23 protein-coding genes are annotated in these 22011 nt (G+C 48.3%); 12 read left to right on the top strand and 11 right to left on the bottom strand.

Translation table 11 applies throughout. The features are described from left to right. Positions 1-19: 19 nt before the first annotated feature. The 5 genes from ABJO30_11875 to ABJO30_11855 form a co-directional block, all read right to left on the bottom strand. Positions 20-826, bottom strand: coding sequence for a hypothetical protein (locus ABJO30_11875; protein MEP3233517.1), 807 nt, complete (start codon positions 824-826; stop codon positions 20-22). A gap of 114 nt (positions 827-940) precedes the next feature. Continuing rightward, positions 941-1213: a hypothetical protein gene (locus ABJO30_11870; protein MEP3233516.1), complete on the bottom strand. Its 273-nt coding sequence runs from the start codon at positions 1211-1213 to the stop codon at positions 941-943. 152 nt (positions 1214-1365) lie between these two features. After that, positions 1366-1764, bottom strand: coding sequence for a TIGR02301 family protein (locus tag ABJO30_11865; protein ID MEP3233515.1), 399 nt, complete (start codon positions 1762-1764; stop codon positions 1366-1368). Between the two features lie 33 nt (positions 1765-1797). Continuing rightward, complete coding sequence (locus ABJO30_11860) at positions 1798-2211, bottom strand: NUDIX domain-containing protein (GenBank protein ID MEP3233514.1); 414 nt, start codon at positions 2209-2211, stop codon at positions 1798-1800. A gap of 30 nt (positions 2212-2241) precedes the next feature. Next, entirely contained in the window at positions 2242-2742 is a 501-nt protein-coding gene (locus ABJO30_11855; protein MEP3233513.1) for a hypothetical protein, read from the bottom strand. An 81-nt stretch (positions 2743-2823) separates the two neighbouring features. Between ABJO30_11855 and ABJO30_11850 the strand changes: the two genes are divergently transcribed. The 5 genes from ABJO30_11850 (at position 2824) to ABJO30_11830 (ending at position 6988) form a co-directional block, all read left to right on the top strand. After that, positions 2824-3549: an SOS response-associated peptidase gene (locus ABJO30_11850; GenBank protein ID MEP3233512.1), complete on the top strand. Its 726-nt coding sequence runs from the start codon at positions 2824-2826 to the stop codon at positions 3547-3549. Between the two features lie 54 nt (positions 3550-3603). Next, entirely contained in the window at positions 3604-4224 is a 621-nt protein-coding gene (locus ABJO30_11845) for a LysE/ArgO family amino acid transporter (protein MEP3233511.1), read from the top strand. Positions 4225-4515: 291 nt separating this feature from the next. Then, positions 4516-5340 carry a phosphoenolpyruvate hydrolase family protein gene (locus tag ABJO30_11840; GenBank protein MEP3233510.1) on the top strand — a complete coding sequence of 275 codons (825 nt, stop codon included), beginning with the start codon at positions 4516-4518 and terminating at the stop codon, positions 5338-5340. Positions 5341-5425: 85 nt separating this feature from the next. Next, entirely contained in the window at positions 5426-6136 is a 711-nt protein-coding gene (locus ABJO30_11835) for an SDR family oxidoreductase (protein MEP3233509.1), read from the top strand. Positions 6137-6148: 12 nt separating this feature from the next. Next, positions 6149-6988: a fumarylacetoacetate hydrolase family protein gene (locus ABJO30_11830; GenBank protein MEP3233508.1), complete on the top strand. Its 840-nt coding sequence runs from the start codon at positions 6149-6151 to the stop codon at positions 6986-6988. Between the two features lie 6 nt (positions 6989-6994). On the opposite strand, the gene ABJO30_11825 is transcribed toward ABJO30_11830, so the two are convergent. The 4 genes from ABJO30_11825 to ABJO30_11810 form a co-directional block, all read right to left on the bottom strand. Next, positions 6995-7501 (bottom strand): ureidoglycolate lyase, encoded by a 507-nt coding sequence (locus ABJO30_11825; GenBank protein MEP3233507.1) that lies wholly within the window; start codon positions 7499-7501, stop codon positions 6995-6997. Further along, on the bottom strand, positions 7501-8334 hold the full coding sequence (locus tag ABJO30_11820; protein MEP3233506.1) for a bifunctional allantoicase/(S)-ureidoglycine aminohydrolase: 834 nt from the start codon (positions 8332-8334) through the stop codon (positions 7501-7503). The genes ABJO30_11825 and ABJO30_11820 overlap by 1 nt, the downstream gene beginning before the upstream one ends. A 10-nt stretch (positions 8335-8344) precedes the next feature. Continuing rightward, a complete protein-coding gene (puuE, locus tag ABJO30_11815) occupies positions 8345-9772 on the bottom strand; it encodes an allantoinase PuuE (GenBank protein ID MEP3233505.1) in 1428 nt (475 codons plus the stop codon). 91 nt (positions 9773-9863) lie between these two features. Next, positions 9864-10766 carry a LysR family transcriptional regulator gene (locus ABJO30_11810; GenBank protein MEP3233504.1) on the bottom strand — a complete coding sequence of 301 codons (903 nt, stop codon included), beginning with the start codon at positions 10764-10766 and terminating at the stop codon, positions 9864-9866. A 120-nt stretch (positions 10767-10886) separates the two neighbouring features. Between ABJO30_11810 and ABJO30_11805 the strand changes: the two genes are divergently transcribed. From ABJO30_11805 to ABJO30_11775, 7 genes are all read left to right on the top strand, one after another. Beyond that, a complete protein-coding gene (locus ABJO30_11805) occupies positions 10887-12131 on the top strand; it encodes a urate hydroxylase PuuD (protein ID MEP3233503.1) in 1245 nt (414 codons plus the stop codon). Beyond that, a complete protein-coding gene (gene uraH / locus ABJO30_11800; GenBank protein ID MEP3233502.1) occupies positions 12131-12490 on the top strand; it encodes a hydroxyisourate hydrolase in 360 nt (119 codons plus the stop codon). Before ABJO30_11805 ends, uraH begins: the two co-directional genes overlap by 1 nt. A gap of 4 nt (positions 12491-12494) precedes the next feature. After that, positions 12495-13967, top strand: a complete 1473-nt coding sequence (xdhA, locus tag ABJO30_11795; GenBank protein ID MEP3233501.1) for a xanthine dehydrogenase small subunit — start codon at positions 12495-12497, stop codon at positions 13965-13967. Positions 13968-13977: 10 nt separating this feature from the next. Continuing rightward, positions 13978-16284: a xanthine dehydrogenase molybdopterin binding subunit gene (xdhB, locus tag ABJO30_11790; GenBank protein MEP3233500.1), complete on the top strand. Its 2307-nt coding sequence runs from the start codon at positions 13978-13980 to the stop codon at positions 16282-16284. Between the two features lie 3 nt (positions 16285-16287). Further along, positions 16288-17142 carry a xanthine dehydrogenase accessory protein XdhC gene (gene xdhC, locus ABJO30_11785; protein ID MEP3233499.1) on the top strand — a complete coding sequence of 285 codons (855 nt, stop codon included), beginning with the start codon at positions 16288-16290 and terminating at the stop codon, positions 17140-17142. Between the two features lie 141 nt (positions 17143-17283). Next, positions 17284-18342: a hypothetical protein gene (locus ABJO30_11780; GenBank protein MEP3233498.1), complete on the top strand. Its 1059-nt coding sequence runs from the start codon at positions 17284-17286 to the stop codon at positions 18340-18342. A gap of 130 nt (positions 18343-18472) precedes the next feature. Next, positions 18473-19804: a hypothetical protein gene (locus tag ABJO30_11775; protein MEP3233497.1), complete on the top strand. Its 1332-nt coding sequence runs from the start codon at positions 18473-18475 to the stop codon at positions 19802-19804. Here the strand turns inward: ABJO30_11775 and ABJO30_11770 are convergent. Both ABJO30_11770 and ABJO30_11765 read right to left on the bottom strand, forming a co-directional pair. Continuing rightward, positions 19801-20787, bottom strand: coding sequence for an SDR family NAD(P)-dependent oxidoreductase (locus ABJO30_11770; protein MEP3233496.1), 987 nt, complete (start codon positions 20785-20787; stop codon positions 19801-19803). The genes ABJO30_11775 and ABJO30_11770 overlap by 4 nt on opposite strands. Positions 20788-20848: 61 nt before the next feature. Next, positions 20849-22009 carry an acyl-CoA dehydrogenase family protein gene (locus ABJO30_11765; protein MEP3233495.1) on the bottom strand — a complete coding sequence of 387 codons (1161 nt, stop codon included), beginning with the start codon at positions 22007-22009 and terminating at the stop codon, positions 20849-20851. Positions 22010-22011 lie beyond the last annotated feature (2 nt).

Raw genomic sequence — 22011 nt, 5'->3', positions numbered from 1 at the left:
AGGCTTTTCCTTTTATCAATCAGTCGCCAGCGACAAAGAATTTCAAATCGCCATTGGGTGCAATGCCGGCTCGATAGAATATATAGGTACCGTAGGTAAGCATGTCTTCATAATCACCAGCTGTGATGATTTGAAATAGCTCTATCAACTGACCTTGCTTTAAATCTTCCGGTGGAACATCGACAAAATAAGGCCAGATATAAACTTCACTTTCGTCGCCTTCATCGCGGTGAATAAAGCCTGTTTCCAAAACTTCCAAGAGAATAGCCAGCGTTTCAAGACCTTTCCCATCACCGGAGTTTTCAACGATATGGTCAACAGCATCACCGTCGCTATTAAAGGAAACAATGGGTGGCTCGGAAAAGCCTTTAAAGATCGTGCGAAGTTCATCAACATTGCCAGCCTTCGCTGCTTTTAAAAGGCGGTCGCGTGTTTTCTTGACAGCTTCGGGCAAGGCTTTGGTGTCATAAAAGATTTTTGCCGGTACCCGAGGTTTTTCTGCCGTATCGGCCTCAGGCTCTGAAGCGGGTTCTTCGGCTTCTTGTGTTTCATCGTCTTCGCCGTCAAAGGGGAGATCATTCTCGCCAAGCGGAATTTTCGGCGTGAAATCGCCAGTTCCCAAACCGTTTGTCCCTAGATTTGGGGTTGGTTCGGTTTTAGGGGCTGATTTTTTAGGAAGTTCAATGCGAATAGTCGGCACTTGCTTGGCCGCAAATGCTGTTGTCTCAAGATGCAAGCTCGCTACAGCAAGAACCGCGATCACGTATAAAAAATGAAACAGCAATGGTTTCAAGCGCTCAATGCCCAAGAACAAACCCTCGTCCAAAATAACAATGTCATCCTACGCCAACACTGGCGAAAAGACTATGCAAAGGTGGATTTAAGCACGCAAAAGAAATTGAACGCGTTTCGAGGGCGACTTCAATGCGTTTTGAGCGGGTTATTGAATGTTGCGCGACAAAGTAAATTCGCCATCATGAATACGCTGTGGCAGACGAGCTGCAAGATTTGAAACGGCATCTTCGCCATAAATCTCAATCATGTCAGAAAGGGCGGCAAACAGGGCCGCATGTGCCAAAATCTCGCCGTCGATACCGTTATCAAGGCCAGTACACCAAGCATCTAAGACAAGGTCTAGTGCAGCGCGTTTTTTTTCAGCAATCGTAAGATCAGTATCAGCACTTGCTGCATTTGTTGTATCTGTTTTAGTCAATTTCTTTATTCCAGCAATTAGGCCGATGCGATGCATCCCAAACAAGCTGACACTAACACTTGTTTTTGCCACTGTGCGGCATTTATGAAGAGAGGGTTAACGCGCTTAGATAAACGGGGATAACAGCGGGAAACGCGTTTTCTAAGAGAGGCTTAGCCAGAAAAGTCTGTCGTCAAATTACGCACGATGACTTGCGCTTCAGTAATATATCTTGCCATCGCTGTTTCAGCAGACGGCGTGCATTTTCTGTAAGTCGCCTGAAAACTGCCAAAGCCTGCGTTAAAGCGTTCAGTTAGCTTCGCCTTTCGAAGCTGCGTCTTGGCTTCTACATCCAAAATTTCATTCATCTTATCATGCCAGATAGCCCCTTCGCTTGCGCGGCAAAGGAGGGTGAGGAAATGAAGTGAACCCATAATTTCAGAAAGCCGTAACAGTCTATTTTCATAAGGCGGGATTTTTTGAGCCTGAGCAAAAGCAGGCCGAACGCTTGTTGAAGTAAGCGCGGCAAAGGCGAGGGCAATAGAAAGAAATGCTATGATAGATCTTTTCATGAGCAAACCACTAAGGCAAACAAGCGCCCTTTGTCAAAATATCTTAGTTAAACGCTTAATGCGTTGTCTTGTTGTCGGTGTCATTTGGTTCGCATCATCGAGCTTATTTAAGCCCGCTGGTGAATACCAGGCGGCTGCTGCGGCATCATCACCTGCTGTTGGCGTTGGTTGGTTGTTCAGCCTTCCAACAAAAACAGAAATAACGAAATGGTGGTCCGGCTCAACAATTTCAACAAATTCGCTGAACTCTAGATCATCAGCGATCAGTGCTGTTTCTTCAAGCAGTTCACGGCGGGCGGCTTCTTCAAGTGTTTCGCCCCATTCGACCTTACCACCGGGGAGACTCCAAAGACCTTTGGCGGGTTGCTTTGCACGTTGGATAAGCAGAGCGCTATCCTCGCAGAGCAAGAGGCAGCTTACGCCTAAAATGGGTTTGTTGGCTGTCATCGGGTGGCATCACACGCATTAGGTCGTGTATCAGGCAAAGTCTTCCACTGGTTCTTCTGCCAAAAAATTAGGCGAACAAATGACATTTGAGATTTTTTCAAGCATTGGTGTCAGGACTTCTTTGGCTTCCAATGCCACCTCAGAGATTTGTTCTTGGTCGCCAAGAGTAACGGCTTTTTGCGCTTTCTCAATATAGCGATGGACTTCTGTGTTGACCTCATTGGTAACATGATCAAGCATGTCGCGCCGTTTAGCATCAGAATGTTGAAACGCTTCAAGTACTAATTCTGACTTTGGCAATCCGCTTTGGCGCACATGATCTGAATAACTAATTGGTTTCCACAACACGATGTCCTCAATGCATTCAGGCATAGAGGGCAGCATTTCAAGTAAAAGTAAGATTTCTACAAAATGATTCAGGTAATTAGTGCCAAATCCAGTTGAAATATTGACATTAATAGCTGTAAGAGCTTCCGCTACCGCTTGATTATTTGTATAGTTTTCAAGATCGTTATATTGAGCCAGAGCCATGAGCCACCATTCCTGCTTTATATTCCAAAATTAGTGTGCCACCGTCTTGCAAACATAAAGTAAACGAAACGAAATAATTCTATGTGTGGACGTTTTGCGATCATTCATCCGTTGAAAGAAGCCGCTGAGATTTTTGAATGCAATGATCTTGAGGGCGCGCCTAACAGGTATAACATTGCGCCGACACAGCCAATTCCTGTTATTTTTCAAGAGTTTAATAAGCGTGAAATGCGGTTGATGCGTTGGGGTTTTTTGCCAGGCTGGGTGAAGGATCCGAAAGATTTTTCTCTGATAATAAATGCAAGATCTGAGAGCGTTTTGGAGAAACCGTCCTTCAAATCAGCCATCAGGCATCGCCGTTGCATAATTCCAGCCTCTGGCTTTTACGAATGGCACCGCGCGGGCGACCAAAAAACGCCGTATTATATTGCGCCTAAGAATGGTGAAATGTTGGGATATGCGGGATTGTTTGAAACCTATGCCCATGCCAATGGCAGCGAAATTGATACTGTTTGCTTTTTAACAACTGAGGCAAGTTCTGATATTGCCGCAATACATCACCGAATGCCAGTTTTGGTGCCGCCAAAGCTTGCAGATGTTTGGTTAGACTGTGTTGAGCATCCGCCGCGTGATGTTTCATTTCTTTATAGCAATGAACGTAATGATTTTTATAATATTGTCCCTGTATCTGACCGCGTGAATGCCGTGCGCAATGATGATGCTGATTTACAAAACCGTGTTGAAGCGGAGATCGAACTAGACCAAGAAGAAACAGATAAGGGGTCCAACCAGTTATCTCTGTTTTAATAGATCCTGACCCTCGCCATTTGATGTCAGGCGTAGGATTGCTTTGGAGGGCAATTGACTAATTTTTTCATTGCGGCAAGTGCCGGTTTTTTTCTGGGCGTTAGCCTGATTGTCGCGATTGGTGCTCAAAATGCCTTTTTGTTACGGCAAGGGCTGTTGCGCCAGCATGTTTTCATTCTTTGCCTAATTTGCGCGCTTTCTGATGCGTTGTTGATCGTTGTCGGCGTCTTTGGTTTTGGTACATTGGTGTCCCAAGCCAAATGGTTGATTGATGCCGTCACCATTGGCGGTGCCATATTCTTATTTGTTTATGGCTTCATGGCGTTTCGCCGAGTGATGTCGCCGGATGCCATGAAGGCGGCAAGCCAAGGCGCTGGAAATCTTGCAAAGGCAATAGGCACTTGCCTCGCGCTCACCTATTTGAACCCTCATGTTTATCTAGATACTGTTGTCTTATTGGGTGGTCTGTCAGCAAATTATCAGGGGGTGGATCGCGTGGGTTACGGGGTAGGAGCGGCCACTGGATCATTCGTTTGGTTTTTCGCCCTTGGGTATGGCGCAAGGCTTTTGGTGGGTGTTTTTGAAAACCCGAAAGCATGGCAGGTTCTAGATTTTATAATCGGCTGTATTATGTGGCTGATTGCAGCAAGTCTTTTCGTTCGTTGGTGGGCGTGAAGTTAAGTGTTCAGCCAGGCCAATAGGCTTATCTCCAAATAACGCAGTTCACCCAGCGCTCAAATTAGCGGGACGAGATGACGTCAACATCATACTAGGCCCATTTTCTGGTACAGAACGTACAATGAGCCTTGTTTTAATCGTCAAAAGTAACAATGATAAAATCACGGGAACGTTACCTTATCCGCGTTCCTCACAACATTGATAACCGAGAATTAGTTTATTTCATAATGCGCAACGTTTTATGGCTTCTTCTCGGCGCGAAATACAAAATGGCGGGAGGTTGAACATATGTTCCAAAGAAGTGAGTTACTTGCAAAATATAGAAAAATGATTGCGGACGGTGTGCCGATCATTGGTGGTGGAGCAGGTACGGGCCTTTCTGCCAAATGTGAGGAAGCTGGCGGTATTGACCTGATCGTCATCTATAATTCAGGCCGCTACCGCATGGCGGGGCGTGGCTCGCTTGCGGGTCTTATGCCTTATGGCGATGCCAATGGCGTTGTGATGGAAATGGCGGGCGAAGTGTTGCCTGTTGTTAAAGACACGCCAGTTCTTGCGGGTGTCTGTGCTTCTGATCCGTTTCGGATGATGGATAAGTTTCTTGATGAAATTAACGCTGCTGGTTTTTCCGGCATTCAAAACTTTCCGACCGTTGGTCTGATTGACGGCAACTTCCGCGCCAATCTGGAAGAGACAGGCATGTCTTACCAGCTTGAAGTCGACGTGGTTAAAATGGCGAACGATAAAGATATGTTCACCACGCCTTATGTCTTCTCAGCAGAAGATGCTGAGGCCATGGCAAAAGCGGGCGCAGATATTATCGTTTGCCATATCGGGCTTACCACTGGTGGTAATATTGGCGCTGAAACGGGAACGAAATTGGAAGACGTTCCAGCTCTTGTTGATGAATGGTCGGCGGCAGCACTAGCGGTTAATCCAGATCAAATTATCCTCGTGCATGGCGGCCCAGTTTCCATGCCAGAAGATGCAGATTTCGTGTTAAAAAATACGAAAAATTGCCACGGTTTTTACGGTGCATCATCTATGGAACGCTTGCCGACAGAAGTGGCACTGACTGAACAAACGAGGAAGTTCAAGCAGATCGGGCGCTAGTGTGTTGAATGAGGGCAGCCAAACCCGAAAATCATAAGAAGTAAAGAAGGATACGGGTTTGAGATTAGAAGGTAAGAAGGTTCTTATGTCTGCCGCAGGGCAGGGTATTGGCCGCGCTTCTGCGTTGGCAATGGCAGCAGAGGGTGCCCATGTTTATGCAACCGATATTAATGAAGAGGCATTGGCGCAACTAAAGCAGGATGCGACGGGCACGATCGAAACATTTCATCTTGATGTGCTGGACGATGACGCCGTGAAAGCCGCGGTCGATAAGACCAAGCCAGATGTCTTGTTTAATTGCGCAGGCTTTGTTCATGCAGGCACGGCGCTTGAGTGTACGGATGATGAATGGGACTTTGCCTTTAATCTCAATGTTCGTGCCATGTGGAAAATGACAGTCGCGGCTCTCCCTCATATGTTGGAGAAGGGCAAAGGCTCTATCATCAATATGTCATCAGCTGCATCTTCTATCATCGGCGCGCCGAACCGTTTTGTTTATGGTGCAACAAAGGCTGCAGTGATCGGCATGACGAAAGCTGTCGCCCGTGATTACATCGACCAAGGCGTACGCTGTAATTGTATTTGTCCAGGCACGGTTGATAGCCCTTCACTGCATGAGCGTTTGCGGGCAACGGGTGACTATGACAAAGCGCTGAAAGACTTTATAGCGCGTCAACCGATGGGACGGATTGCAGGGTCTGAAGAAGTCGCATCGCTTGTGGTTTATCTGGCTTCAGATGAGAGCGGGTTCACCACAGGACATCCCCACATCATTGACGGCGGCTGGTCGCTTTAGGAGTTTAAGTAAATGAAATTAGTTCGATTTGGAAATGAGGGCAGCGAAAAGCCCGGCATGATTGATAGCAATGGCGACCTTCGTGATCTGTCTGCGCATGTTGCTGACATTAGTGCTGCTACAATGGGCGACATTGAGCGCTTGCAAGGACTGAATGAAAACGACCTGCCTTTGGTGGATGGCAATCCTCGCCTTGGCGCTTGCGTTGGCAATATCGGCAAATATATGTGCATCGGTCTCAACTATTCAGACCACGCCGCAGAATCTGGCCTTGATGTGCCTGCTCATCCAATCTTGTTCATGAAAGCAACGTCTGCTGTTGTCGGTCCTAATGATGATGTGAGCCTTCCACGTGGATCTGAAAAGGGCGACTGGGAAGTTGAGCTTGGTGTTGTGATTGGCAAGAAAGCCAAATACGTCAGCAAAGATGACGCGCTCGATTATGTTGCTGGGTATTGCGTTTGTAACGATGTGTCTGAGCGCTCGTTTCAGACATCGCTCTCTGGTCAGTGGACCAAGGGCAAATCGTGCGACACGTTCGGCCCGACAGGTCCGTGGTTGGTCACCCGCGATGACGTGCCAGACCCGCAAAACCTATCGCTTACACTCGATGTAAACGGTAAGCGTATGCAAGATGGCAATACGTCGACGATGATTTTTAGCGTGGCCGAAATCATTGAACATTTATCCAGCCTCTTTACACTTCACCCCGGTGATGTGATTTCGACAGGCACGCCTCCAGGTGTGGGCATGGGCATTAAGCCTGAGCCGATCTACTTGAAAGCGGGAGACGTGATGGAAGTTGCGATTGAAGGCTTGGGTTCACAACGACAGAATGTTGTGTCTGACTAATTAGGTCTAACTGTTTTGATCAACCAAATAGGGTTGATCAAAATGGTGCTCTTGCAAGTTATTAGCGTCGCCGAAACGGTCGACAATAATGAAATCTGTCTGCACGTCTAACGGTGTTAAAACGCCATGCCAGACATTGCAGTGATAATTCACGCCTTGACCAACTCCAGCCATAAACGCAATGGGCGTACCGGGGGCGTTATCAACGTCAGGTGCAACAATCACTAAGAACGGATGAGGTTGCATCGGGATAAAAGCTTGGCTTCCTAAAGGGTGCCGTTCCATCATCTCAAGGGTCAATGGCAAAGCATAAGGGCGGCCACGTCCAAGGCTGATGGCAACGTGTGCATCAGCATCTTCGTCGACATTAGCGCAGAAGGGGTGAGCAAGACCATGATAGCGGTCGCACATGCCATTGTTGATGGCAAAACTCGGATCGCCTTCAAATTCAATAACATCGCCGAACGGGGCGAAGGCTGCTTTGGTCAATGGTTGAATAGAAATCTTCTGCATTAGAGTTTGCTCAGCGAAAGTTTCATATGGCGGTTTACATCTTTGTATAAAAGATAGCGGAAATTCGACGGACCACCCGCATAACAAGCTTGTGGGCAGAACGCACGTAGCCACATAAAGTCTCCGGCTTCCACTTCCACCCAGTCTTGATTAAGGCGGTAGACCGCTTTGCCTTCAAGCACGTAAAGGCCGTGTTCCATGACATGCGTTTCAGCAAACGGAATAACCGCACCTGGTGCAAGGGTGACGATTGTCACATGCATGTCGTGGCGCATGTCATCAGGCTCAACAAAACGCGTCGTTGCCCATTTGCCCTCTGTGTCAGGCATGGGGGTTGGAGCGACTTGGCTGTCGTTGGTGATAATGACTTCAGGCGTATCAATGCCGTCAACTGCCTCATAGGCTTTTCTAATCCAATGGAAGCGAACAGGCTTGTTGCTCTTGTTAAATGCAGTCCATTTTTCAGCGGGCGGCAGATAGGCATATCCGCCTTCATTGAGGACATGTTCTTTACCTGCAATGGTTAGGGTCAATTCACCTTCCACGATGAATAAAACGCCTTGCACATTGTCTTCAAGCTCAGGCGTATTGCTACCGCCGTTAGGCTCAACTTCCATAATGTACTGCGAGAAAGTTTCAGCAAATCCTGTCATCGGGCGGGCAATAATCCATGCGCGTGTCTTTTCCCAAAACGGCAGTTTGCTGGTGACAATATCCTGCATGGTACCTTTTGGAATAACGGCATAGGCGTCGGTAAATACCGCGCGACCTGTCAACAGTTCTGTCTGTTTTGGAAGGCCACCTTGGGGTGCATAATAGGTGCGATTACTCATGATGGTTCCTTTAGCCAGTTGGCAATATGTCGTTTAAGCGAAGGCGGGCAATGCGCTCGACTTGTTTGCATGCGGTGGCAAATTCTTGCACGCGGTCATTATTGATGCGCTGCTCGAAGGCTTCCAAGATATGCGCTTTGGTGAGACCTTTCACCGCAATGATAAAGGGGAAGCCAAACTTCGCTGTATAACGCTCATTCAACTCAGTAAACTTCGCTCGCTCATCATCGGTCAATGCATCAAGCCCAGCGCTGGCTTGCTCGCTGGTGGATTCTTGCGTCAGTCTTTTGGCTGCGGCCAGTTTGCCTGCAAGATCAGGGTGAGCATTTAAAACACCCAGACGCTCCTCATCGTTCGCCAATCGAAACTGTTTCGCCATCGCCGCATGAAGGCCGACGGCTGTGTTGTGTGCTGGTCCTAGTTCACCCTCAAATGCACGTTCAGCCACCCAAGCAGAATGTTCAAAGATGCTGCCATAAGCTTTGACGAAACTCTCTTTGTCCATTTCGGCAGGACGTTTTTGATGCTTAGCTGGCGGATGCGCGGTTTTCCAATGTTCCGCAATATCAATTCGGCGCGCACACCAAACATTGTCGTGGCTTGCCACATAATCCAAAAACTTGGCAATCGCTGCTGCACGGCCGGGCCTGCCTGCTAGCCTGCAATGCAAACCGATGTTCATCATCTTGGGAACACCTGCAGCACCTTCCGCATAAAGCGTATCGAAGGTGTCTTTTAGATAGGTGTAGAACTGATCACCAGAGTTAAACCCTTGCGGTGTTGCAAAGCGCATGTCGTTACAATCCAGCGTATAAGGAATAACCAATTGATCACGCCCAGCATGATGATACCAATAGGGTAGGTCATCGGCGTAGCTATCAGAGACATAGTCTAAGCTGCCGTTTTCGGTGATCAAATCTACCGTGTTTTCAGAGCAGCGCCCCGTATACCAACCACGTGGGCGCTCGCCTGTTACAGCTTCGTGAATTCTGATCGCTTCATCAATGGACGCACGTTCTTCGTCTTTGGAAAAGTCTTTGTGCTCGATCCATTTTAGGCCGTGAGAAGCAATTTCCCACTCGGCTAATTGCATGGCTTCCACTTGCGCTGGTGAGCGGTCTAAAGCAGTTGCAACACCATAGACTGTGACCGGAATATTGCGTTCGGTGAATAAGCGATGCAAACGCCAAAACCCTACGCGCGCACCATATTCATAGATTGATTCCATGTTCCAATGGCGCTGGTCAGGCCATGCGGCGGCGCCTACGATTTCAGACAAAAAAGCCTCAGAAGCAGCGTCCCCATGCAAGATATTGTTCTCGCCACCTTCTTCATAATTGACGACGAATTGAACGGCGATATGAGCGCCATTCGGCCACGTTACTTTAGGCGGTGTTGCGCCGTAGCCTTGCAGATCTCTTGGATAACGATGGGACAGGATAAATCCTCCAATAGGGCTGGTTGATGTTAACGCAAAAGCGGGTTGAAATTATCTCTTAATTTTTGAAAGGCATTATCTTTATAAGACATCATACAAGTTGCCCTTTGCATTCTTCGACCATGAATTCGATGAACAGCCGTACCTTTGGGTCTTGCAGGCGCTTATGTGGATAGACGCACGAAAAGGGCTGACTGGTAGGCGGCGTTTTCGTGGCAATCTTAACAAGTTCCCCGCTTTTTATATGGTTGGCAACTTCGAACACAGGCTTGTTGACGATACCGTTTCCCGTTAGTGCCCAATTGGTGAGAACATCACCATCATCTGATTCAAGCGGACTGGAAAAATCATAGCGTTTCACTTTGCCATCAACATGAAGGCTCCAGAAGAACTCGTTTGATCCGGGGAAACGAAGCAGTAGGCATTCGTGATTGTCGTTCAGTAAATCTTCACCCGTTTTCGGCAAGCCACGCCGCTCAATATAGGCAGGGGAAGCACACAGCGTTCGTTCAAAGTCATGGATTGGAACTGCCCGCAATTCAGAATCTGGAAGGTCACCTAAAACAAATGCCGCATCCAAGCCTTCATTGGTAATGTCGACTTTTCTGTCTGACAATCTGAGGCGCACATTGATGTCGGCATAAAGGGCGCGAAAACGAGGCACCAAAGGTGCAATCAATTGTTTGCCAATGCCAAGCGGGGCAGAAACGAAAATAGTGCCTTTTGGGTTGGAGGTAATCTCCGCGACGCTGCCTTCTGCTTCTTTGATGGTATCGAGTATTTTGATGGCGCCTTTATAAAAAACATCGCCTTGTTGTGTTGGGGTGAGATTGCGCGTGGTGCGATTGAACAGGCGAATGCCTAAGTGCTTTTCTAATTCCGAAATTCGGCTGCTTGATACAGCCGGAGAAACCCGCAGATCTCTACCCGCCGCAGACATGCTACGCAGTTCATAAACGCGAACAAAGGTTTTGAGATTTTTCACATAAGACATAGATTCACATAACGATTAGACTTGATTCGAACTATCATAATTTTTTTGAAAGTCTTTGAATTTTATTGATATTTCAATTGAATGCAAGTGCTGCCAAATTATTGTGAAAAGGAGACGATAGTGTTTGAACTGGCAATTTTGTGGGATTGGCTTGGATTTGCCGCGCGTTGGCTCCATGTGATCACCGGTATTGCTTGGATCGGCTCATCGTTTTATTTCATCGCCCTTGATCTCGGCCTGCGCAAACATGACGGCTTGCCGCAAGGGGCTGCTGGTGATGAATGGCAAGTGCACGGCGGTGGTTTTTACCACATTCAAAAATATATGGTCGCGCCCGCATCCATGCCAGAGCACCTAACGTGGTTTAAGTGGGAAGCTTACAGCACATGGCTTTCTGGCTTTGTGTTGCTGTGCATTGTTTATTACGCAGGCGCTGAATTATACCTTGTTGATCCCAATGTTTTGGATGTGTCGCCAAGTGTTGCCATCATGATTTCGATTGCCTCTATTGCGGGCGGTTGGATTATCTATGACCTGTTATGCAAGTCGCCAATTGGCACGAGCACCACAGGCTTGATGGTGTTTTTATATTTCGTGCTTGTTGCGATGGCGTGGGGCTATACGCAACTCTTCACAGGGCGGGCAGCGCTTTTGCATCTTGGCGCTTTCACGGGCACGATCATGTCCGCGAATGTGTTCTTCATTATCATTCCGAACCAGAAGAAAGTTGTCGCTGATTTGATTGCGGGCAAACAACCTGACCCCGCCTTAGGCATGCAGGCAAAGCAGCGCTCCCTTCACAACAATTACCTAACGCTGCCTGTCATATTCTTGATGTTGTCAAACCATTACCCGCTGGCCTTTGCCACTGAGTATAATTGGGTCATTGCATCACTGGTGTTTTTGATGGGCGTCACCATTCGCCACTATTTCAATTCCAAACATGCAGGCAAAGGCAGCCCCACTTGGACATGGCTTGCAACGGCTATTCTATTCATTTTGATTGCGTGGCTTTCAACAGCACCGAGCCAGTTAAACGCAAGTGATGAGCAGTCCCAACAATCGATGACACCGCAGCAAGTAAGGCTCGCAAGCTTCCAGCATTTTGATGAAGTGAAAGATACGATCCTAGGTCGTTGCTCCATGTGCCATGCAGCAGAACCGGCATGGGATGGAATTAGAACAGCGCCAAAAGGCGTGAAGCTTGAAAGTGATGCAGAGATCACTCGTTATGCGCGTGACATTTATCTGCAAGCAGGATTGAGCAAGGCCATGCCGCCTGCAAACATCACTCATATTGATTCAGATGAGCGAAGGCTTATTGTTGAATGGTATCGGTCCGCTACTAAAGGGGAGGTCCAATAATGAGCACCAACGGTGATCAAGGACGTTTAACGACGCATGTTTTAGATACAGTCGCGGGCGTGCCTGCGGCAAACCTCACCATTGAGCTTTACCGGATTGAGGGAGAAACCCGCGACCATGTAAAGACCATTGCCACCAATGACGACGGGCGCTGCGATGGGCCGATGCTGGAAGGTGATGCCTTTGCCAAAGGGGAGTACGAACTTGTCTTCCATATCGGGGATTACTTTGCTGATTCCAATGGGGGAGGGTTTCTCAACTTGGTGCCCGTGCGCTTTATCGTCTCAAACGCTGACCAACACTATCATGTGCCATTGCTTGCCTCTCCCTTCAGTTATTCAACCTATCGCGGGAGCTAGATAGATGGTGTCGGTTCGCAACCAGTTGCGGTTCCTTCTCAATGATCAAGCGGTCGTGCTTGAAGCTGTTTCTTCAGACGCGACATTGTTGGATTACCTGAGATTGCAGCAAAGGTTGTGCGGCACAAAAGAAGGCTGTGCGGAAGGGGATTGTGGTGCTTGCACCGTGCTTGTTGGTCGCCTCAAAGGTGATGCGCTTATCTATGAAACGGTCAATTCCTGTATTCGCTTTGTTGGCTCGCTAGACGGATGCCATGTTGTTACCATCGAGCATTTGAAAAAAGCCGACGGTACACTTCATCCCGTGCAACAAGCGATGGTTGATGAACATGGCAGCCAATGCGGGTTTTGCACGCCGGGTTTTGTGATGTCGCTTTATGCGCTGTGGATGTCCAACCCAAGCCCTAGCAATCACGATATTGAAACAGCACTCCAAGGCAATTTGTGCCGTTGCACTGGCTATGAGCCAATTGTCAAAGCGGCGCAAAAAGCTGTTGCTATGGGTGGTATGAAAAACGATCCGTTGGTTGTTGAGCGGCAGGCCATTAAAGACCAGCTTGTGGGTTTGAAAGATGAAACACGGGTTGAGATTAAAAGCGGTGATGATTGCCTGTTCGTGCCGTCATCATTGGATGATCTGGCCGAGGTTCGTGAAGCTCATCCAAACTCAACTCTTGTGGCAGGCGCAACAGATGTTGGCCTGTGGGTCACGAAACATATGCGCTCTATCTCGCCTGTTATTTTCATCGGGCACCTTGATGAGCTGCACGAGATCACCGTGTCTCAAGATGGCCTGACCATCGGTGCTTGTGTCACCTATACAGAGATGCTGCCCTCGATCCAAAAATACTTCCCGCAATTGGCTGAATGCTGGAGTCGCATTGGTGGTGAACAGGTTCGTAACATGGGGACGATTGGCGGTAATATTGCTAATGGCTCACCGATTGGCGATACGCCGCCTGCTTTCATCGCATTGGGGGCGAGCATTACATTACGCCGTGGCGGTGAGCGGCGCACGATGCTGCTTGAAGACTTCTTCATTGATTACGGAAAGCAAGACAGGCAAGAGGGCGATTTCGTTGAGAGCATAACGCTTCCCTTCGTTGATGAAGGGGATGCCTATGCTGTTTATAAAATTTCCAAGCGACGCGACGAAGATATTTCAACCGTCTGCGGCGCGTTCCGTCTGAAGATCAATGATGGTGTGGTCGAAGATGCTGTGATCGCCTTTGGTGGCATGGCAGCGACACCGAAGCGGGCAAGCCATGTCGAGGCAACACTCAAAGGTCAACCATGGAACGAACAGAGCGTTACAACAGCGATGGCAAGTTTTGGCGATGATTTTTCACCGTTAAGCGATTGGCGTGGGTCTTCTGACTATCGTTTACTCGTTACAAAAAACCTGTTGCGTCGGTTCTATCTGGAAACGGATATAGGTGCAGACGATAACCGACTTCCTCGCGAAGCTATAGGGTGAGGGCGTTACATTGAACAAACCTGCCATCACCCAAACTGGTCAAGATATACAGCACGATTCCGCTCATAAACATGTGACGGGCGAGGCGGAATATATTGACGATATTGTCGAACCAACGGACTTGTTGCATGCCTATCTAGGGCTCTCTGAATTTGCTAGTGGCACGATTACCTCGATCGATTTTTCCGATGTTTTGGCTGTTGACGGTGTGGTGGGTGTTTTAACCGCTGACGATATTCTCGGACCCAACGATGTAAGCCCAACGGGTAAGAAAGATGATCCGGTTTTTGCCAGCCGCGTCGAGTTTTTTGGACAACCCATTTTCGCGGTAGTTGCCACCACAAGAGCGGCTGCGAGGGCTGGTGCTCAGCAAGCGCAAGTCGTGCATGATACCAAGCCGCACATTGTTGATGTGGCTGAGGCGCAGGCCGCAACCGCGCCTTTTGTCACAGAACCACTGACCTTGAAACGCGGTGAGGCGGTGGCGCAACTCGATCAATCCCAAAATCGTATCAAGGGAGAAATGCGGATCGGTGGTCAGGACCATTTCTATCTAGAAGGCCACATCGCCCTTTCCGTGCCGGGTGAAGATGATGATGTGTTGGTCTATTCTTCCACCCAGCACCCAAGCGAAGTGCAGCATATGGTGGCCCATGCTTTGGATGTGCCATCAAACGCAGTCACCGTGAATGTTCGGCGTATGGGCGGCGGGTTTGGTGGCAAGGAAACTCAGTCCAACATATTCGCCGTTGTGGCAGCATTGGCTGCGAAAAAATACAACCAAGCCGTCAAAATCAGACCTGATCGCGATGACGATATGATCGCCACCGGCAAGCGTCATGACTTCCTTGTTGCGTACGATGTTGGCTTTGATGATGATGGTGTGATTGATGCCGTTGATGCGACCTTTGCAGCACGTTGTGGCTTCTCCGCTGATCTCTCTGGCCCTGTCACAGACCGCACTTTATTCCATGCTGACAATTGTTATTTCTACCCACACGTCTTGTTGAAATCTGAACCACTTAAAACCAACACGGTTTCAAATACAGCGTTTCGTGGGTTCGGTGGTCCGCAAGGCATGGTGGGGAGTGAGCGTATAATCGAAGAGATTGCCTATGCCCTAGGGCGTGATCCTTTGGCGGTTCGCAAAGCAAATTTTTACGGAGGCGAGGGGCGCGACCTAACGCCCTATCACCAGCAGATTGATGACAATATTGTTGGTCGTTTGGTGGAAGAGCTTGAAGAAACGAGTGAGTATCAAGCGCGTCGAAAAGCGATTGTCGATTTTAATGCAAAGCGCGGCATTATTCGAAAAGGCATTGCGCTAACCCCCGTGAAGTTCGGCATCTCATTCACGGCCACGTGGTATAATCAAGCAGGCGCGCTTGTGCATGTTTATACAGACGGTTCCATCCAGCTCAATCATGGTGGCACGGAGATGGGCCAAGGGTTGAACACCAAAGTGGCGCAGGTGGTCGCTGATGAATTTCAAGTGGATCTTGATCGCGTCAAAATCACCGCAACCAGAACCGATAAAGTGCCAAACACGTCTGCCACTGCGGCTTCTTCTGGCACAGATTTAAACGGCATGGCCGCCGCGGATGCAGCACGGCAAATCAAAGAGAGACTTGTCGACTTTGCTTGTGAGAAATACAGCGTTGACGCTCATCAAGTAACCTTCGAGCCTGACACCATTCGCGTGGGCGATGAGCGTATTGCCTTCAATGAAATGATCAAAATGGCCTACATGGCTCGCGTCCAATTATCGGCAACTGGTTTTTACAAAACGCCGGGCATTCACTGGGATCGTGAAGCAGGAAAAGGCCGACCGTTTTATTATTTTGCCTATGGAGCATCCGTCTCTGAGGTCAGCATTGATACACTGACAGGTGAATACCAAGTCGACCGCACAGACATTTTGCACGACGTTGGTCGCTCGCTTAATCCCGCCATTGATAGAGGGCAAATCGAAGGTGGTTTTGTGCAGGGCATGGGGTGGCTCACGACAGAAGAACTTTGGTGGGATGACAAAGGGCAGCTTCGAACCCACGCTCCATCAACCTATAAAATCCCTTTAGCGTCTGACCGACCTCGCATCTTCAATGTGGCTTTGGCTGATTGGTCAGAAAACCGCGAGATGACCATTCGCCGATCAAAGGCGGTTGGCGAACCTCCGTTTATGTTGGCCATGTCTGTGTTAGAAGCGCTTTCGATGGCTGTTGCTTCGGAGGCTGATTATAAGGTCTGCCCAAGATTGGATGCGCCCGCAACGCCAGAGCGGATTCTCATGGCGATCGAGCAATTGAAAGGGCGTTGAACCATGTATAAGCAGCGCCATGATATTCGAGCCTTCTTAGACGCGTGTGATGCCGTTGCTTATGTTGAAATCGACGAGGCTCAAGGGTCAACACCACGCGAGACGGGCGCATGGATGCTGGTGGGTGAAACATCTATATTTCGCACAATCGGTGGCGGACAACTTGAAAACATGGCGATAGAAAAAGCGCGCCAATTGCTTTCAAAACCAATCGGTGAGCCTGTTGAAATGTCGGTCCCGTTGGGTCCAGATATTGGCCAATGTTGCGGTGGGAAAGTGGATCTGAGCATCAAGTGTTTAGACCCAACCGAAATGGAAAAATGTGCAACAGCTTTAGAGCTAGAAGCCGATGACCTTCCAAGCGTTTATATTTTTGGCGCTGGTCATGTGGGCAACGCCCTTGCCGAAGCCTTGTTGCTCTTGCCGGTTAATCCTGTGTTGATTGACACAAGAGCAGACATGTTAGCGCTCGCCCCCAAGTCAATCGAAAAGCGTTTAACAGCCATGCCAGAAGCAGAAGTGAGAGGGGCGAGGGCAGGCAGTGCGTTTGTTGTTCTTACCCATGATCACGCGCTTGATTTTCTAATTACCCGCGAAGTGCTGGGGCGTAAGGATGTGGCTTACGCTGGCATGATTGGCTCTAAAACTAAGCGGGTTACTTTTAGCAATTGGATGCGGCGCGAAGCAGGTGGCGAAGTGAACACGGATCAACTTGTTTGCCCAATGGGCAGCGCCACTTTGAAAGATAAGCGGCCAGAAGTGATCGCGATTCTTATTGCTTCGCAGGTGATGGAATATTTAAACGGACATGCTGAAAAGAACCATTTTCTCAAGCCTGTGTCTCATTCAGCTTCTTGATTTTTTATGCAAAAGTTAAATTAAATTAACAAAAAATAAGTTGTACTTCGTTCATTTTCTTAATTTTTTCCTGTGAAATTTGATTTATTGTCTATGAAAACTGATTTGTTCAACAGGTCAAAATCTAGATTTGCAGAAGTCATGAAGAATATTTTCTTAAAATCAAAAGCGCTGAAAACGCTGATAAAGCCGTTGTTCTCAAATCCATGGGAGCATGACTGCATGGAGTTCCGCTACGGTTTGTGGGCTGGTGTGTCGTCAATTTTTGGTGAAGACGGACGACAATTGGGGGAGAGCAATACGCGTCCTGTAATTTTTGATCGTCACGTTCATGCTGAAACCCGCGCTTGCAAATATGAAGGCTCCCGCAATGGTGATTTGATTAATGTCTCTGCACTGCGAACGGCGATGTCTCATTTTTATGAAGCTTGCGCTGTTACCGTTGCTGTTCGAGATTATCATATGGTCCAATCAGGTCGGTCGATAGAGGACCATCCTGGAATTTGGGATCTGCACGTTATTTCACGGGCGTCATTGGCGCTCATTGCTTATCGCTATCGTGCTGGAAAACTTTCCGCAGACGAACTATTGGCGAATGACTTAGCAAGCCAATTCAAGTTTGTTACTGGCCTGTTTGTGACAACGCGCGAAATGACGAATGCGGCACATCCCGCGATCAAAACTAATTCACTCGTATCAGCGCAAGAGCTCTTCAATTTTGTCGACGATAACGATCATTTTCGATCTGAAGCTGGCATGGTATGCGCGGGCAGTACCAGCAAAATTATTGAGTTCATGGATATAGCCATCCAAGGGCGAAATCATCCAAACAGAGCGAAATTGAAACTGGACGGAGCAGATGATCATCTGGCTGTGTTGAGTAAATTCGTTCCAGATTTAGAGAGTTGGTATCGTTACGCATTGTTGACTGTTGAACTTGATAGTTTTGTTGACGCCGAAACGTTTCGCCACCAAAAAGAAGCAGAACCGCATAACCAAGAACACCTCCAATCTGTGCTGAGTATTTGCGATGCGAAACATCAGTATTGGTTGAAGTTGCTCGGCAGCGACGAACAAGACAAGCAAACGAGCTTTAAAGAGGGTGTGCGGGCGCGCCAAAACGCGATGCTGGCGTTGTTGAATTTACCTAAGGTGAAGAGCCTTTCTGATCGAATGATTAAAAGCCGCCTTGGGTTGTAGCTTTCTGAAAGTGTGAAACAGCATGCAAGCTTGTTGTTCTGAATAATCGCAATTGAGAGAAGAAATAAGATCAAGTTTATTTTGATCTTATCGCTTCACAAAGTCACGGATACTTATTGGAGAGGTCGTCATGACCAATGGGAAATATATAACAAGGGTCACTTTTGCTGCAATCGCAGCTTTAGCATTGGCGTCATGTTCTGAAGCACCACAACCGCCAGTCGATATTCCATTGAAGGGTAGCGCATCTCCTCATTTGTTGATTTTTGCTGGTGACAATAACAAGCGAGATTCAGATTTTTTGGTAACGCTTGATGTTGACCCTAAGAGTGAAACAAAGGGCGAGCCTCTTACAACCACACCGATTGGCCATAAGGATACGATGCCGCACCACATGGAATATGCGGCACCGCCAGCCGGTGAGCCGCTTTTCATGAACAGTCATCACAATGAACTGAGTTACATTGTTGATGTTTCTGATCCCAAGTCTTCAACGATCAAAAAGACTTTCAAGTCGCCAGAACCATTGCGGTTCCCTCATGATTATAGCCGCACCACCAAGGGTACGAGGTTGGTTGGTTTTTTACGTAGTGATGGCCCAAGCCCTGACCCTGAAGAAGACACCAGTCCCGGTGGGCATGGTGGCATCGCAGAATACACAATTGACGGCGAACTCATCCGTTCGGCCTCTGCAGGTGTAGCAGGTTTGAAGAAGGCTGTTCGCCCTTATGCATTCGCTCAATTGCCTAAGAAAGACCGCTTTTTGGTCACCAGTGCACCGATGCATGAAACATCTTGGGCTGATGTTGTGCAAATCTACCGTTACTCAGACTTTTCACTTTTGCACACACTAGATTTGCCTGTCGGTAAATTGGAAGACGGCACTGTCTTGGAAGGATCGCAGGCCGCTGGTTTTGGTCCGCGTATTTTGGATGATGGGTCGATTTTTCTGAACACCTATGGGTGCGCGTTTTATCACGTCACAAAAATTGAGACAGACACGCCTAACATATCAATGGTGCACGCATTACAAACCAAAGCGACCAATAAACCTGGACATATTCGCGGTGCGTGTGGTGTGCCTGTGCGCGCTGGAAAATATTGGATACAGCCGGTCGGGAAACTCAATGCCGTTGTTGTGTTGGACATTCAAGATCCCGCAAATCCACGCGAAGTTTTCCGCTTGAAAACGCCAAAGTTTTTTAGTCCGCATTGGCTTGCGAAAGAGCCAAAGGGTAATCGATTTATTCTTGGTGCAGAACTTGGCGGAGAAGAAGGCTTCTTCATGCTTCGTTTTGATGAAGAAAAAGGTCAGCTTGCTTTTGACGTTGATTTTAATGGCATCAGAGATGGCATTTTTTATGATACGGAATATACGGGTTATATCTCTTTAAGCAGACCTGCGTGGCCGCATGGCGAAACGGGAACGGCGTGGGGACATGCTGCGATATTCTTGAATTAAAGCTTCTTGCGGTTGCGATACCACTGGACGGTATTTTCAAAACCTTCGGGAAGAGTGATGCTCGGTTGCCAAACTTCTTGAGGCAATTGCACACTCTCATTTGACGACCAGTCTTCATGCAGAACTTCAACTGCCTTGTATGAGGTGAGCATCACCGCTGATCTGGTAATTGCTGCTTGCAGGTCACCCAACCGACCGAGGGTCTTCGTGATCAATCGTGGCACATGAAAAGGCCGCGCCTTTTGCTCACACGTTAGACATGCAGCCTCAATGATCTCGCGCCAAAGATAGCCTTCGTGCCTTTCATCGCTCACCTCAAAAGTTCCTTGAAGAGAGCTCTTTTGGATGAGCGCCATTGCTGAGCGCCCAATCGCGTCAGCCACATCCGTGACATGCACCAAACAAACGCGGGCTTCCTTGCCATTGAGCGCTGGTTGAAACGGCAAGCGAGTTGCTTTGAAAAGGGGGAGGGTTTCTTCGTCTCCAGGGCCATATATTGCGCAGGGGCGAAGGATGATTGGTTGGTCTATAAGTTCTTGAACCACTTTTTCTGCAGCCGCTTTTGTGGCTGCATAAGGGGAGAACGTTGGCTCTCTGGCAGCCATTGATGACACAAAGACGAAACCAGAATCAGGGTTTTGGGCTTTGAGAACATCAATGAGATTTCGCGTGCCACCAACATTGGATGTTTCAAAATCAATCGGTCGTCTTGCTTTGATAAGCCCTGCCATGTGGACAACGACATTGGCGCCATCAACGAGCTGCGCTAAAGCCTCTTTGTCTGTGAGGCTCCCCTTTATCACTTCCAGTTCTTCAACTTGTTCTGGGGGTAGATCCCAGTCAACATGCTCTGGCTTACGAACAAGGATTTTCAGTGTTGCCCCTTGGTCTAGAAAATGCTGGATCACATGCCTTCCAAGAAAACCTGTGCCACCAGTTATTGCGATCACGGGCTTCATTGCGTGGAATTTCCTTCTAAGCATAACCGTCTCAATGCAGAACATTTAAAGCGAGGAAACTAGCTTGTCTAGTTATCGAAATCCGTCAAAAGGAGCGCGGCAAATCGAGGATGTGTTCTGCGACATAAGATAAAATGAGATTGGTGGAGATTGGGGCAACTTGATAAAGGCGGGTCTCACGAAACTTACGCTCAACATCATATTCAGCAGCAAACCCAAATCCGCCGTGGAACTGGATACACGCATTGGCCGCTTCCCATGACGCATCGGCTGCAAGCAGTTTTGCCATGTTCGCCTGAGCGCCGCAGTCTTCGTTAGCGTCAAATTTTCTGCAAGCATCAAAACGCATAAGGTTGGCGGCTTCCGTATTCACGTAAGCGCGGGCGATTGGAAATTGGACGCCTTGGTTTTGTCCAATCGGGCGGTCAAACACGACGCGTTCTTTCGTGTATTCCGTGACTTTTTCAATGAACCAATAAGCGTCTCCAATACATTCAGCCGCAATCAGCGTTCTTTCCGCGTTAAGCCCGTCGAGGATATAGCGGAACCCCTTGCCCTCTTCGCCAATAAGATTTTCAGCAGGAATTTCTAAATTGTCGAAGAACAATTCATTGGTTTCGTGATTGACCATGTTGCGGATCGGTTTGACCTCCATGCCGTTGCCAATGGCATCACGCAGATCGACGATGAAAACAGAAAGCCCCTCGGATTTTCGTTTCACCTCAGCAAGCGGCGTGGTGCGGGCAAGCAAGATCATCAAATCAGAATGCTGGACGCGGCTAATCCAAACTTTCTGCCCGTTGATTACATAGTTGTCACCTTGTCTGACAGCCGTCGTTTTCAGTTTGGTGGTATCCGTCCCCGTTGTTGGTTCGGTGACAGCCATTGATTGAAGGCGTAATTCGCCTGAGGCAATTTTGGGCAGGTACTTTGCTTTTTGCTCGTCAGAACCATTCCGCAGCAATGTGCTCATATTGTACATTTGCCCGTGACAATGCCCCGCGTTGCCGCCGCTGCGATTGATCTCTTCCATAATGATGGAAGCTTCAGTGAGCCCAAGGCCCGAACCGCCAAATTCTTCGGGGATCATAGCAGCCAGCCATCCAGCCTCGGTCAATGCATTGATGAATTCGACGGGGTAGGTCGCATTTTCATCATGGGTGCGATGATATTCTGGCGTGAATTGACCACACAAATCTCTCATCGCCTCGCGCAATTCCATATAATTATCACTTGCAGATTGCATGT

The sequence above is a fragment of the Hyphomicrobiales bacterium genome (genome assembly GCA_039973685.1).
GTDB lineage: Bacteria > Pseudomonadota > Alphaproteobacteria > Rhizobiales > JACESI01 > JACESI01.
Note: the sequence above shows the minus strand (reverse complement) of the source record. Positions and strands in the feature narration are given on the sequence as shown.

Bases quoted from the DNA above. Each gene is read 5' to 3' on its own strand.
- ABJO30_11865 (MEP3233515.1), bottom strand. From the start codon at position 1,764: ATGAAAAGATCTATCATAGCATTTCTTTCTATTGCCCTCGCCTTTGCC.
- ABJO30_11860 (MEP3233514.1), bottom strand. From the start codon at position 2,211: ATGACAGCCAACAAACCCATTTTAGGCGTAAGCTGCCTCTTGCTCTGC.
- ABJO30_11855 (MEP3233513.1), bottom strand. From the start codon at position 2,742: ATGGCTCTGGCTCAATATAACGATCTTGAAAACTATACAAATAATCAA.
- ABJO30_11850 (MEP3233512.1), top strand. From the start codon at position 2,824: ATGTGTGGACGTTTTGCGATCATTCATCCGTTGAAAGAAGCCGCTGAG.
- ABJO30_11840 (MEP3233510.1), top strand. From the start codon at position 4,516: ATGTTCCAAAGAAGTGAGTTACTTGCAAAATATAGAAAAATGATTGCG.
- ABJO30_11835 (MEP3233509.1), top strand. From the start codon at position 5,426: ATGTCTGCCGCAGGGCAGGGTATTGGCCGCGCTTCTGCGTTGGCAATG.
- ABJO30_11830 (MEP3233508.1), top strand. From the start codon at position 6,149: ATGAAATTAGTTCGATTTGGAAATGAGGGCAGCGAAAAGCCCGGCATG.
- ABJO30_11825 (MEP3233507.1), bottom strand. From the start codon at position 7,501: ATGCAGAAGATTTCTATTCAACCATTGACCAAAGCAGCCTTCGCCCCG.
- ABJO30_11820 (MEP3233506.1), bottom strand. From the start codon at position 8,334: ATGAGTAATCGCACCTATTATGCACCCCAAGGTGGCCTTCCAAAACAG.
- ABJO30_11810 (MEP3233504.1), bottom strand. From the start codon at position 10,766: ATGTCTTATGTGAAAAATCTCAAAACCTTTGTTCGCGTTTATGAACTG.
- uraH (MEP3233502.1), top strand. From the start codon at position 12,131: ATGAGCACCAACGGTGATCAAGGACGTTTAACGACGCATGTTTTAGAT.
- xdhA (MEP3233501.1), top strand. From the start codon at position 12,495: ATGGTGTCGGTTCGCAACCAGTTGCGGTTCCTTCTCAATGATCAAGCG.
- xdhC (MEP3233499.1), top strand. From the start codon at position 16,288: ATGTATAAGCAGCGCCATGATATTCGAGCCTTCTTAGACGCGTGTGAT.
- ABJO30_11780 (MEP3233498.1), top strand. From the start codon at position 17,284: ATGAAGAATATTTTCTTAAAATCAAAAGCGCTGAAAACGCTGATAAAG.
- ABJO30_11775 (MEP3233497.1), top strand. From the start codon at position 18,473: ATGACCAATGGGAAATATATAACAAGGGTCACTTTTGCTGCAATCGCA.
- ABJO30_11770 (MEP3233496.1), bottom strand. From the start codon at position 20,787: ATGCTTAGAAGGAAATTCCACGCAATGAAGCCCGTGATCGCAATAACT.
- ABJO30_11765 (MEP3233495.1), bottom strand. From the start codon at position 22,009: ATGCAATCTGCAAGTGATAATTATATGGAATTGCGCGAGGCGATGAGA.